14 protein-coding genes are annotated in these 12,947 nt (G+C 43.6%); 6 read left to right on the top strand and 8 right to left on the bottom strand.

Annotated features, from left to right (window positions below):
* Positions 1-49 precede the first annotated feature (49 nt).
* Positions 50-1,216, bottom strand: a complete 1,167-nt coding sequence (locus ACTL4S_RS10495; protein ID WP_004278964.1) for an ATP phosphoribosyltransferase regulatory subunit — start codon at positions 1,214-1,216, stop codon at positions 50-52.
* A gap of 206 nt (positions 1,217-1,422) precedes the next feature.
* Positions 1,423-1,878, bottom strand: a complete 456-nt coding sequence (locus ACTL4S_RS10490; RefSeq protein WP_004645552.1) for an Lrp/AsnC family transcriptional regulator — start codon at positions 1,876-1,878, stop codon at positions 1,423-1,425.
* Between the two features lie 147 nt (positions 1,879-2,025).
* On the opposite strand from ACTL4S_RS10490, the gene ACTL4S_RS10485 reads away from it, so the two are divergent.
* Together ACTL4S_RS10485 and ACTL4S_RS10480 are read left to right on the top strand one after the other, a co-directional pair.
* Positions 2,026-2,775 (top strand): AzlC family ABC transporter permease, encoded by a 750-nt coding sequence (locus ACTL4S_RS10485; RefSeq protein WP_441299311.1) that lies wholly within the window; start codon positions 2,026-2,028, stop codon positions 2,773-2,775.
* Complete coding sequence (locus ACTL4S_RS10480) at positions 2,772-3,071, top strand: AzlD family protein (protein WP_129716517.1); 300 nt, start codon at positions 2,772-2,774, stop codon at positions 3,069-3,071. Before ACTL4S_RS10485 ends, ACTL4S_RS10480 begins: the two co-directional genes overlap by 4 nt.
* Positions 3,072-3,115: 44 nt before the next feature.
* Here ACTL4S_RS10480 and ACTL4S_RS10475 read toward each other — a convergent pair whose 3' ends face one another.
* Positions 3,116-3,412 (bottom strand): hypothetical protein, encoded by a 297-nt coding sequence (locus tag ACTL4S_RS10475; RefSeq protein WP_004645555.1) that lies wholly within the window; start codon positions 3,410-3,412, stop codon positions 3,116-3,118.
* A 191-nt stretch (positions 3,413-3,603) separates the two neighbouring features.
* On the bottom strand, positions 3,604-4,626 hold the full coding sequence (locus ACTL4S_RS10470) for a type I glyceraldehyde-3-phosphate dehydrogenase (protein ID WP_004645557.1): 1,023 nt from the start codon (positions 4,624-4,626) through the stop codon (positions 3,604-3,606).
* 388 nt (positions 4,627-5,014) lie between these two features.
* Here ACTL4S_RS10470 and alaS point away from each other — a divergent pair, with 388 nt between their 5' ends.
* From alaS to csrA, 3 genes are all read left to right on the top strand, one after another.
* Positions 5,015-7,708: an alanine--tRNA ligase gene (alaS, locus tag ACTL4S_RS10465; protein ID WP_441299310.1), complete on the top strand. Its 2,694-nt coding sequence runs from the start codon at positions 5,015-5,017 to the stop codon at positions 7,706-7,708.
* 64 nt (positions 7,709-7,772) lie between these two features.
* Positions 7,773-9,053, top strand: coding sequence for an aspartate kinase (locus ACTL4S_RS10460; RefSeq protein ID WP_004278971.1), 1,281 nt, complete (start codon positions 7,773-7,775; stop codon positions 9,051-9,053).
* Positions 9,054-9,303: 250 nt separating this feature from the next.
* Positions 9,304-9,558, top strand: a complete 255-nt coding sequence (gene csrA, locus ACTL4S_RS10455) for a carbon storage regulator CsrA (RefSeq protein WP_004278972.1) — start codon at positions 9,304-9,306, stop codon at positions 9,556-9,558.
* A 95-nt stretch (positions 9,559-9,653) separates the two neighbouring features.
* On the opposite strand, the gene rnhB is transcribed toward csrA, so the two are convergent.
* Positions 9,654-10,241, bottom strand: coding sequence for a ribonuclease HII (rnhB, locus tag ACTL4S_RS10450; protein WP_004278973.1), 588 nt, complete (start codon positions 10,239-10,241; stop codon positions 9,654-9,656).
* 59 nt (positions 10,242-10,300) lie between these two features.
* The gene (locus tag ACTL4S_RS10445) at positions 10,301-10,672 is read right to left on the bottom strand and encodes a hypothetical protein (RefSeq protein ID WP_004278974.1); all 372 of its coding nucleotides are present in this window, start codon (positions 10,670-10,672) and stop codon (positions 10,301-10,303) included.
* Between the two features lie 217 nt (positions 10,673-10,889).
* Here ACTL4S_RS10445 and ACTL4S_RS10440 point away from each other — a divergent pair, with 217 nt between their 5' ends.
* On the top strand, positions 10,890-11,453 hold the full coding sequence (locus ACTL4S_RS10440; protein WP_441299309.1) for a cytochrome b: 564 nt from the start codon (positions 10,890-10,892) through the stop codon (positions 11,451-11,453).
* A 43-nt stretch (positions 11,454-11,496) separates the two neighbouring features.
* On the opposite strand, the gene ACTL4S_RS10435 is transcribed toward ACTL4S_RS10440, so the two are convergent.
* Both ACTL4S_RS10435 and ACTL4S_RS10430 read right to left on the bottom strand, forming a co-directional pair.
* On the bottom strand, positions 11,497-11,850 hold the full coding sequence (locus tag ACTL4S_RS10435; RefSeq protein ID WP_004645560.1) for a hypothetical protein: 354 nt from the start codon (positions 11,848-11,850) through the stop codon (positions 11,497-11,499).
* A gap of 45 nt (positions 11,851-11,895) precedes the next feature.
* A complete protein-coding gene (locus ACTL4S_RS10430) occupies positions 11,896-12,897 on the bottom strand; it encodes an adenosine deaminase (protein ID WP_441299308.1) in 1,002 nt (333 codons plus the stop codon).
* Positions 12,898-12,947 lie beyond the last annotated feature (50 nt).

Here is a 12,947-nt window from a genome sequence, read left to right as displayed (position 1 = left end):
TGTTAAAGTTGAAAGCCCCGCTCAGCGACATGAACACTGAGCCAAGCAGTTAAATCGTTTTGACTGTCCACTCACCATTCGCATTCACCAGCTGGTGCGTCGCATATGGAATCGAGTTTAAATCATCATTACCCAGTAACTGAATTACACTTAAGCCTTGTGCACGAATATTCTGAATTGCATTCAGAAGTTCTGCATCAGTGCCTTTAGGTGCAACCACGACCTGTACCGCATCAAACTGGCCTGCGCTTAAAGCATATAAGTCACAAGAGAAACCGGTTGCCGGACGCGCACGGCCAAAATGTTCACCAATGCCATCATAACGGCCACCTTGTGCCAGTGCAGCTGCACGGTTCGGTGCATAGACTGCATACATCAAGCCAGTATGATAATGGTATGAACGTAATTCAACCACATCAATCCCAATACTCAAGTTTGGCCAACGGGTTTGAACTTCGTCTTTGGTGGTTTGCAAGACATTAAAAGCCTGCGTAAATGCTGGATTTGCCAACACTTCAGCACTTAAATGCGCTTGTAATGCATCCAGGTCGCTGGCATAGCGTCCAAGTGCATAGAAATCCTGACCAAATTTGAGGTCTGCCGTGAATTCTTCTAATTCTGGCAAAGCCTTACGTTGATATAAGTCAGATAATTGCTGTTCAGCGACTTTATTTAAGCCGGCTTGAGCCACCAGACTGCGGAATAAACCTACATGACCTAAGTCCAGATGGATGCCATCTGCCAGACCTGTCTCCTGAATCAGACTGATCATCAAGTCGACCATTTCCACATCGGCATCGATGCTGTCTGAACCAAAGAGCTCCGCACCTAACTGTAGTGGCGCGCGCGAGGTATTAAAACCGCGAGGCTTGGTATGCAGAACGGTTCCTGCATAGCAGTAACGTGCCACACCTTCCACTGGATGTACATGCGCATCAATACGAGCCACTTGTGGTGTCATATCGGCACGCACACCAAGCAAACGGCCAGAAAGCTGATCGATCACTTTAAAAGTGGCTAAGTCTAAATCTTGATTCGATTCTGAGAGAGAAGATAGAGATTCGATGTATTCAATGAATGGCGTGTACACCAGCTGATAACCTCGAGATGCAAGGAAATCCAGTGATTTACGGCGCAGACTTTCAATAACTTGCGCTTGTTCTGGTAATACATCAGCTACACCATCAGGTAATAACCATGTCTCTGAAATGGGCATGTTGTAAACCTAAATTCTTGTCAGCGCGGAACGAATCCGCATAAAAAAATCGGGAGCACACCCGATTTCTCCTAGTCTAGCACGATAGTTTTGGCTGTGCATCGCAAATTTTATAATTTTCGCTACCTGATGAAATCAACAACAATTGTGTCAACTATCAGCGTTTTAATGCACATTTAAAACAAATAGCATGACAAAATCCGGCATTAAACCAAAGGCAATGCAGTCGTGCTTTTAACCGTTTGCAATGGAATTTCAGTTTTTACACTTTGAATGCAGGGAATTTGGGTTAAATGATGAATCTGAAATTTACGATAGGCATCCAGATCAGCCACCACAATTCTTAAAAAGAAATCACAATCGCCTGCCATTAACTGGCACTCGACCACCTCTGGCATTTCCTTGATCGCTTCGACAAATTGATCGACCACAGCAGCTTCTTGAGACTTGAGCCAGACGCGTGCAAACACGCTCATCGCCAAATTGACCTTTTGTGGATTCAGCAGTGCGACATATTGCTCAATCACGCCATCATCTTCCAGCTGTTTTACCCGTCTTAAACAGGGTGACGGTGACAAGCCAATTAATTGAGCCAGTTCATTATTTTGCAGTTTTCCATTCTTTTGCAGCTCATGCAAAATGCGTTTATCTATTTGATCCATGTCTATGCCTTGGCATTTAAAACCCCTTAAATTTAATTTAGCGCAATTTAATTTCAAATAAAACTCAAATATCTTTCACTACAACAGCAAATAGCCTGAATATCGCCATAAAATATGGTCTAGTTTTGCAGTACCCAGGTCATTTCCATGCTTTTGTTCAGACAAAGCACCGCAGCAATAGTTGCCCCTACCGATTTCAGTGAATTTCAACGTGGCATGAAAGATTCTATTCCCATGCTTTTAGGGATTATCCCCTTTGCATTAGTACTGGGTGCGACGGCAGTACAGAAGAATTTCAGCTTGCTCGAAGTGCCTTTACTGACAGGTTTGAACTTTGCCGGCGGTTCTGAATTTGCCATTCTGGAGGTCTGGAGCAGTCCACCAAATTTACTCATGCTGATGTTCATTGCCTTTCTGGTAAATAGCCGGCATCTGTTGATGGGCGCCAGTTTGGTGCCGTATTTAAAGCATCTTCCGAATCGTAAAGTTTTTCCGGCGCTGTTTTTTATGGTCGATGAGAGTTGGGCACTCGGTCTGGCTGATGCACAAAGGAAACAGGCGCAACTGGGTTATCGTGCTGCGTTTAGCATGCCTTATTATGCCGGCCTGTGTTTTTGCCTGTACTTGATGTGGGTCGGATTTACCACACTCGGCACCATGCTTGGACCTGTATTAGGCGATATCAACCGTTTTGGTTTCGATATGGCCTTTCCTGCTGTATTTCTGGTGTTACTGAGAACTATGTGGAAAGGTTTTGAGGCTGCCCGGCCATGGCTGGTCAGTTTAGTCTGTGCGGCTTTGGCTTATTTATATTTACCTGCGGGCTGGTATTTACCGGTTGGCGCCTTGTCTGGAATCGCTTCGGCATTTTTCCTGATTCAAGAGGATCAAACATGATCCAGATGAATACCTTGGTGGCTATTATTCTGATTGCTGCGACCACCTATTTAACCCGGATCTTGGGCTACGTCTTATTAAAAAATAAAACGCTGACACAGCGTCAGCGAAAAATTCTGGAAGTAGTCCCTGGCTGCGTGCTGATTTCAGTAATTGCACCCTATTTTGTTCGAGACCATCCTGCAGACCTGATCGCCTTGGCTTTAACGCTATTTGCCGCTACGCGTTTTGGATTATTACCAACCGTCGCCATCAGTATGGTTTCTGCCGCAGTTTTAAGAATTTTAATCGTCTAATACTCAAACAAAATCCCTTTAAATAATTTCTAAAGGGGTTTGGATTATTTCTGTGGATCGACCACTTTGGTCAGCAAACTGACCAGTTCGGCATTTTGCAATTCAACCTGCTGAAGTTTGGCTGTGGTCTGATCCAGCACTTCCTGCTGCACATGCATTTTTTTGGCTAGATCCTGCATAATTTCCAGGGTCTTTTTCAAATTTTCTTCCAGATGCACGATTTTTTCTTCGACTGGCACGCCTTCCACGCTACGTGGTTCATCATTCTGATTAAACTGCAGCCAGATCAGAAAAATCACCGCCAAAGTCAGCAATATAATAAATCCCCAAACCACCATCATGTGCTTGCTCTTATTTCATTTTATTGCTTTATCTTAACGAAAAATGCTGCAGATAACGTAAATAATTCAGCCTCAATTCCTGATTTTCGATCAATTACCGGCAAATTCTCTTAAAACATGGCTTGCAGAATATTTACAGGCAAGAAAAAAGCACCGTATCTCGGTGCTTTTGAGGTTTAGATGACCCGAACTTAATGAAATGATTCACATAAATCCAGCAGACGGTTGGCATAGCCCCACTCGTTATCATACCAGGCAAAGACCTTGGCTTGATGCCCAACGACTAGAGTCTGGGTCAAATCCACAATCAATGAATATGGGGAATGATTAAAATCACTGGATACCAAGGGCTCATCCGTCACAGCCATGATTTCCGCAAAATCCTGCTGGGCAGCCTTGATCAGCACTTCATTCAGTTTGTGATCGGTAATCGGTGACTGGGAAACAAAAGTCAAATCAATCGCGGCCACATTAATGGTCGGCACCCGAATTGAATAACCATCAATACGATCTTCCATTTTCGGCATGACACGCTTTAAGGCACCGAGTGCGCTCGAAGTGGTCGGAATGATGTTATGGCCCGAGGCACGTGCACGTCGCAAATCACGATGTGCATGATCCAGTACCGACTGATCCGCCGTAACAGCATGGATTTCGGTCATCAGGGCGCTACTGATGCCAAATGCATCATCAATAATTTTGACCAGTGGCACCAAAGCCTGCGTAGTACAAGAAACACTGGAAATGATCTGGTCCGATGCTTTGACTTCATGATGATTGACACCATAGACAATTGCGGCATCGACCGTATCAAAAGGTGCCGCGCCAATAATCACACGTTTCGCCCCTGCGCCAATATGCTGGGTCGCGGCTTCACGAGAACGGAATAGCCCAGTACATTCAAGCACTACATCTACCGTCAAGTTTTGCCAAGGCAACTTAGCCGGATGCGACTCACACAAAACCTGTACTTTTAATGCAGTATCTTGATAGCTGATATGCATATAGATATGTTCAGCATCATAGCTGAGATCCACCTGCCCCGGAAAACGGCCATGGGTCGAGTCATATTTAAATAGATGGATCAGGGTTTCAACATCGGCAATATCATTAATGGCAACGATTTCAAAATTAAAATCTTTCGGATTTTCAAACCATGCGCGCAGTACATTCCGTCCAATACGCCCAAATCCATTGATTGCCACTCGTTGCATGACTCGACCTTTTATATGCCTATTTTAAAACTCTTCTATGTTAAAGGATTTCTGGCGCCGTACATTAAAAAACTTCAGAGAAAATACTGATTTTCGATTATTTTATTTCTGATCCATCCGTCTGTATCTGGGTCATTTAAAATTCCAGTTATTTTTAATGTGATGGATATCCACGAATTCTACTGTGGGAAAATTCAATTTAATTATTCAGCGAAAAACCTGAGTAAATAAATCCTTCGCAATTGGTTTTAAAATGATTGGTGCCTACTGCTTTTTCCGTTATAATTTGGCGTTTTAAATTTTTAAGCCCCGCATTGCAGCAGAGCTCTTGTATGCTTGTCAGACTGTGGTGTTTTAGCCAAATCGGAAATTATGGAGTGACTTGGTTGTGAGTACTCGTTTTATGACATCAGCTGAAATTCGTGAAGCATTTTTGCGTTACTTTGAATCGCAAGGGCATACACGTGTCGCGTCGAGTTCTCTAGTACCTGCCAATGACCCAACTTTGCTGTTCACCAATGCTGGTATGAACCAGTTTAAAGATTGCTTCTTAGGTCTAGAAAAACGCGATTATGTACGTGCAGTGTCATCACAAAAATGCGTGCGCGCAGGTGGTAAGCACAACGACTTGGACAATGTGGGTTATACAGCACGTCACCACACTTTCTTTGAAATGTTAGGTAACTTTTCATTTGGTGATTACTTCAAACGTGATGCGATCAAATTTGCCTGGGACTTTTTGACTAACGAAGAATGGCTTGGTCTTCCTAAAGATAAACTCTATGCAACCGTTTACCACACCGATGATGAAGCCTTTGACATCTGGAACAAAGAAATCGGTCTAGACGCTTCACGCATTATTCGTATTGGTGACAACAAAGGCGGTCAATACGCATCAGATAACTTCTGGGCAATGGGTGACACCGGTCCTTGTGGTCCATGTTCTGAAATCTTCTTTGACCATGGCGATCATATCTGGGGTGGCTTACCGGGTTCTCCTGAAGAAGATGGCGACCGTTTCATTGAAATCTGGAACAACGTTTTCATGCAGTTCAACCGTACTGCGGATGGCGTATTACACCCTCTTCCAGCGCCTTCTGTGGATACAGGTATGGGCTTGGAGCGTATTTCAGCTGTTCTTCAGCACGTTAACTCAAACTACGAAATCGACCTGTTCCAGCACTTGCTAAAAGCTGCTGCTGAAATTATTGGTTTAGATACGTCTGAACTTGAAGCAAAAGCACAAGCAGAAAACAAACCAGTTGAATACCCTGCTTCACTTAAAGTTGTTGCTGACCATGCACGTTCATGCTGCTTCCTGATTGCTGATGGCGTAAACCCATCGAACGAAGGTCGTGGCTATGTATTGCGTCGTATCATTCGTCGTGCAGTACGTCACGGTAACAAACTAGGTGCGACTGGTTCGTTCTTCCACAAAATGTTGAAGCCACTGATTGAAGTGATGGGTGCAGCATATCCTGAACTTGCAGCCAACCAGGCACGTATCGAAGCGCAACTTCTGAAAGAAGAAGAGCAATTTGCTAAAACACTTGAGCAAGGTCTGAAATTGCTTGAAGGCGAATTGGCGCAGTTAAAAGGTTCTGTAATTCCGGGCGAAGTAGTATTTAAACTTTACGATACTTACGGTTTCCCGACTGACTTGACTGCTGACATCGCACGTGAACGTGACTTAACCATTGATGAAGCTGGTTTCGAAACTGAAATGGCTGCACAGCGTCAACGCGCACGTGATGCAGGCAAATTCGCAATCGACTATAATTCTGTTGTGAAAGTCGAAGGTGAAACTCAGTTTGAAGGTTACGATGCAACTGCGGGTCAAGGTCAAATCATCGCAATCTACAAAGATGGCGAGCAAGTTGACGAAGTGGTTGAAGGCGACGAAGCACTGATCGTACTTAACCAAACACCTTTCTACGCAGAAAGCGGTGGTCAAATCGGTGATACAGGACTCTTCAAAAACGATACTGGTATTTTCGAAGTTCAAGATACCAAGAAATCTGGTGGTGCATTTGTACACCAAGGTATCGTGACTATGGGTAACTTGAAAGTTACTCAAAATGTAGAAGCAACGGTTAAAGCAGACATTCGTGCAGCAACGGCACGTAACCACTCTGCGACTCACCTGCTACATGCTGCATTACGTCAAATTTTAGGTTCACATGTACAGCAAAAAGGTTCATTGGTTGCATCTGACGTGTTACGTTTTGACTTTGCCAACGACCAGCCTGTAAGCTTTGAACAGCTGCAAGAAATTGAACGCTTGGTCAATGCTGAAGTGATTGCCAATACTGCGGTGTCTACTGAACTTCTGGATATCGAGTCTGCGAAGGCTAAAGGCGCGATGATGCTGTTTGGTGAGAAATATGGTGACGAAGTACGTGTACTGTCTATGGGTTCAGTGATTGAAGAGAAAAACTTCTCAATCGAACTTTGCGGTGGTATTCACGTAAAACGTACCGGTGATATCGGTCTGTTCAAAATCACCTCTGAAGGTGGTGTGGCAGCCGGTGTACGTCGTATTGAAGCAGTAACAGGCACTAAAGCAGTTGAAGTTGCGCAAAAAGCCGATCGCGATATCAATACGATTAACGGTTTGCTCAAAGCGCAAAAAGACCAGACTTTAGAAAAAGTTGAAGCACTGGTTGATACTGCATCGAGCTTGCAGAAACAGATCGAACAACTCAATCAAAAACTTGCTAGCCTGCAAGCTGGTGAACTTCTAAGCCAAGTTCAAAGCATTGCAGGTCGTGCAACATTGATTACAACTGTTGAAAACATGGATGCGAAAGCACTTCGCAATCTGCACGACGGTGTGAAATCAAAATTAGACAATGCAGTGATTGTTCTTGCAGGTGTAGAGGGTGACAAGGTGAGCTTGATCGCATCTGTGGCAAAAGACTTTACTGCTTCTATTAAAGCAGGTGACATCATCAAACATTTAGCGACTGAGCTAGGTGGTAAAGGTGGTGGTAAACCTGACTTGGCACAAGGTGGCGCGCCACTTAACGAGAAGTTTGCTCCAGTGATGGCAGATTTAACTGCCTGGCTTGCAGCAAAATAAAACTTCAATTTTGTGTAACTGACCCTGATAGGTACATCAGGGTCATGGCTTATATGGAACAACTATGGCATTAATCGTTCAAAAATATGGCGGCACCTCTATGGGTACTCCCGAGCGCATTTTAAATGTTGCTCGTCGTGTAAAGCGCTGGCATGACCACGGCCACAAGGTAGTGGTAGTGGTATCAGCAATGAGTGGCGAAACCAATCGTCTACTTGCTTTAGCGAAGGCCATTACCGAAACCCCTGACCCACGTGAACTAGACCAAATGGTATCTACGGGTGAACAGGTTACGATTTCTATGTTAGCAATGGCGCTGAACTCAATTGGAGTTGAAGCAAAATCACTAACAGGTCGCCAGGTTGGTATGAAAACCGACAGCTCATTCAATAAGGCACGTATCGAATCCATTGATACTGAAGTCCTGAACTCAAATCTGGATGCAGGCCGCGTACTTGTCGTTGCCGGGTTCCAGGGTTTTGATGAACATGGCAATACCACCACTTTAGGGCGTGGCGGTTCTGATACTTCAGGTGTTGCAATTGCTGCCGCACTCAAAGCAGATGAATGCCAGATTTATACCGACGTTGACGGTGTATATACCACCGATCCACGTGTTGCACCAAAAGCAAAAAAAGTTGATCGTATTTCATTTGAAGAAATGCTTGAGATGGCGTCACTCGGTTCTAAAGTCCTGCAAATTCGTTCAGTTGAATTCGCTGGTAAATACCAGGTGCCTTTACGCGTATTATCAAGCTTCGACAATGACAACGATGGCGCATTCGACGAAGAGTTTAAGCAAAACGTTGGTACACTTATTACGACTGAATTGGAAGACAACATGGAACAGCCAATTATCTCCGGTATCGCATTTAACCGTGACGAAGCAAAATTAACTATTTTAGGTGTGCCTGACGAACCAGGTATTGCTTCTAAAATTTTGTGCCCGATTGGTGATGCCAATGTTGAAGTGGATATGATTATCCAGAACGTTGAAGAAGATGGTACAACTGATTTCACTTTTACTGTGAACCGTGGCGAATTAAATAAAGCCAAAGCTATTCTTGAAGCAACTGCTCAAGAAATTGGTGCACGTGAAGTTGCGACCCGTTCAGATATCGTAAAAGTATCGATCGTAGGTGTCGGTATGCGTTCACATGCCGGTGTAGCGAGCAAAATGTTTACAGCATTGGCAGATGAAGGCATCAACATCCTGATGATCTCGACGTCTGAAATCAAGATTTCTGTGATCATTGAAGAAAATTATCTTGAACTTGCGGTTCGTTCATTGCATACCGCATTCGGTTTAGACCGTGAACAAGGCGAATCTAGCGCACGTGCTTAAGCGTTAAGATAGAATATTGTCATTGTTTGACAGTATTTTATAAAAGTCTACAAAAATGCAGAGCCACTATAGTTTTTTTTATAGTGGCTCTGTTATATTAAGCCTGAGGATTTTTAACCAGCTGAGATAGATTAAAATCTTTCACCCAGATGACAGAATTTCTATCCAGATCTTATTTTGTAATTTTTGGTTGTGCTTTTTGTTTTATATTCAATAGATTGCAGGTTTTGCATTTTGCAAGGAGAAAAACATGCTGATTCTGACTCGACGCGTCGGGGAAACTTTAATGATTGGTGATCAAGTCAGTGTGACTGTGCTTGGTGTAAAAGGTAACCAGGTTCGTATCGGGGTAAATGCTCCGAAAGAAGTCTCTGTGCACCGTGAAGAGATTTACCAGCGTATCCAGCATGAACGTGCAATGCATGAACATCTTCAACATATCGATCAAGATTACCAACCTTCTTATGAAGACGATAGCCAGACACAAAATAACTTTAACCGTTAATGTTTGTGCGAAGAATAAAGCGGCTTTTGAGCCGCTTTAAATTTGTCTAAATTTTATACAAAAATATTAAATACTTAGATAATTTAAAATAAAACTTAAAGTTCTGCACCCTGCTGTAATGCTGCAATCACCTTTTTTACCGGCCCAAAACTGCGACGATGCTCATCAATCACGCCATGTAAGGCAATCGCTTCAAAATGTGCCTTGGTCGGATAACCCTTGTGCTTGGCAAAACCAAATTGCGGATGCTTCTGGTCCATCTCGATCATCTGATGGTCACGGGTTACTTTCGCCAGAATACTGGCTGCTGAAATTTCAGCATGCAGTGCATCACCACCCACCACGGCATCACAGCTCATAGCAAGGCCCTGTGGAATCTTGTTGCCATCGACCAATACATGCTCAGGCTGAACTGGCAAAGCTTCTACAGCACGGCGCATGGCCAGCAAAGAAGCTTGCAAAATATTATGTTCATCAATCTCTGCCGCAGAAGCCTCAGCAATGGCCCATGCCAGCGCTTTTTCCTGAATCTCGATAAAAAGTTTTTCACGCTTCTTTTCAGTGAGTTTTTTAGAATCATTTAAACCCTCAATCGGGTTGTTCGGATCCAAAATAACTGCCGCAGCGACCACAGAACCCACTAATGGCCCACGCCCTGCTTCATCTACACCAGCAATCTTCATGTCTATTTTTCCATAAAAAATAGGCTGAACCAGTCAGCCTATTTCAATTTAATCTTGGCTTAGTTTACAGCTTCAGCTACACAAGCGTTAATGGTTTTTGCAACCACATTGCCGACAATCGTCGCACGTGCTGCCGGGTCAATTGCTGCAGTCGCCAAATCTACCGCTGTTACACTTTGTGGCGCTTTTTCACTGACACAGCCACAAATTTCAGTCTGGATATTCTGCTTTTGGGTCGTAGTCATTAGACGTGTAGCTGTTTGCCATGCTGGAATATTATTCAGCTCAGTCGTACATTTTGCATTGATCGCGATTTTAAGCGCAGCCCCACCCAGCTGTTGAGTCGTGGTTTGCGTTTCAGGGCTGCCTGTTGTTGCACAAGCAGATAAAACCAAAGTAAGCGGAGCAAGTGCAGCCAATAATTTTTTCACAGATCTGTTCCTTGTTTATTCATATATGAAGCGTGACGCTATTGTGCCGAAATTCACCTGAATAAGAAATCTATAAATCATCCTGAATGTTTAATCTGCACTCAGCCATTTCAATGGATGTTGCATGAAAGCCACCATAGCGTTGCAGATTTGGAATTGCTGGGCTGATTCGCCCTTTGCTAAGGTGCATCCATCTTTGAGGGCAATCGAAAATCACATGGAAAAAGTACAATATTACACGCGCACGGCACAATGGTTGCACTGGATCATGGCAGTTATCTTTATTGCGGCCTGGCTGATTGGTTTTTATAGTGGGAATTTTTTAAGTTATGAGGTCGATGGCAGCTTTAAAGGCGATGTCATCACCCTGCATAAAAATATCGCCACCACCATTATTTTCCTGTTGGTTGTGCGAATTTTCTGGCGTTATACCCACCCTGCCCCTGAACTACCGGACACTATGTCACCCCGGATGAAAACTTTGGCACATGCAGGTCATCTGGCTTTGTATTTTATGCTGATTGCTCTACCTGTCACCGGCTGTTTATATAGCTGGAGTCTGGGCTATCCAGCACCAGTGCTATATTTATTTAACCTGCCGGCACTGATTTCAGAAAATCCGGCTGTAACCGCGATCGTAAAACCCCTGCATATCTGGCTTTCCTGGGCAGTTGGCTTACTTTTAGTTGGACATATTTTCGCAGCACTGAAACATCATTTTATCGATAAAGATCATGTACTCAACAGCATGACCCGACAATCCAAATCTTCTAAAAAATAATCTGCAAAACCACACTCAATCAGCTTTCATTGCAAAGCTGATTTTATTTTAAGAACTCGGTCATGCAGCCTTTCAGACTGTTTGCAATAGCCTGTTGCGTGAGTTTTGACTTTACTTCTTCATCCAGAGTCGCTTTCAGTAAAGTGCTTGCCGGAATATCCTTGAGTGCATGCTCACCTACACATGAACAGACATTCTGTTCAAGTTCAGCTTTATTTTTGTCCTGCATAAAATAGGTCGAGGCAGTCCAGAATTTAGATGCTTTCAATTCTTTTGCACATTGGTATTCAATCACGGGTTTTAAAGTACGCTGTGTCAAAGTCATATCCGCATTTGAGCAAGCAGATATCAACACGCTACTGATGAGCAGAATTATATTTTTCAATTTCATATCCATCTATAAAAACAAAGGCAGAGCGAACCCTGCCTTTTATTTAAAAACTTAAACCAGGGCACGGATCTGGTTGATCCATTGCTCTTTTTCAGTATCGGTAATAAAAGAGGCTTCAAATGAGTTAATGGCCAACTGCTTGAGTTCCTCATTGCTTAAATCCAGTGCTTCAGCAATGGCAATAAAATTGTCATTCATATAACCACCAAAATAAGATGGATCATCTGAATTGACTGTAACGTGCACGCCTTGTTGCAAGAGGCGACGGATATTATGCTGCTGCATATCATCCACGACGCAGAGTTTCAGGTTTGACAATGGGCAAACTGTCAGTGGCATCTTTTCTGCGATCAGGCGCTGCATTAACTCCGGATCTTCTTCCGAACGAACCCCATGATCAATACGATTCACTTTCAGTAAATCTAAAGCTTCCCAGACATAAGCTGCCGGACCTTCCTCACCTGCATGTGCTACAACCAAGAAACCTGCTTCACGCGCTTTAGCAAAGACACGTTCAAACTTTGAAGGTGGATGCCCGACTTCACTTGAATCCAGACCGACCGCAATAATCTGGTCTTTATAAGGTAAGGCCTGTTCCAGTGTTGCAAATGCAGCATCTTCACTTAAATGACGCAAGAAACACATAATCAGATGTGAACTGATACCAAGTTTAGTTTTGGCATCATCACAGGCTTTTTGCAAGCCGTTAAGCACCGTCGCAAAAGCAACGCCACGATCGGTATGCGTTTGTGGATCAAAGAACATTTCAGTATGTACGACCCGGTCTTCAGCACATTTTTCAAAATACGCCCACGCCAGATCATAAAAATCCTGTTCATGAATTAATACAGCAGCGCCGGCATAATAAATATCCAGGAAGGACTGAAGATTATGAAAGTTATAGGCCTGTTTAACTTCTTCAACAGATTTATACAGGATGGCAATTTTATTACGCTGAGCGATCGCAAACATTAGCTCAGGCTCAAAAGTGCCCTCAATATGAACATGAAGCTCGGCTTTTGGCAAAGCTCGAATCAACTCAAGACGGTTCATCGCTTCTCCTCATGAAACCTAAAATAATAAAAAAAGGGTGCAAACTGAGT

This window comes from Acinetobacter lwoffii, from assembly GCF_052078135.1.
Classification (GTDB): Bacteria; Pseudomonadota; Gammaproteobacteria; order Pseudomonadales; family Moraxellaceae; genus Acinetobacter; species Acinetobacter lwoffii_Z.
This window is presented reverse-complemented; position numbering and strand designations above follow the sequence as displayed.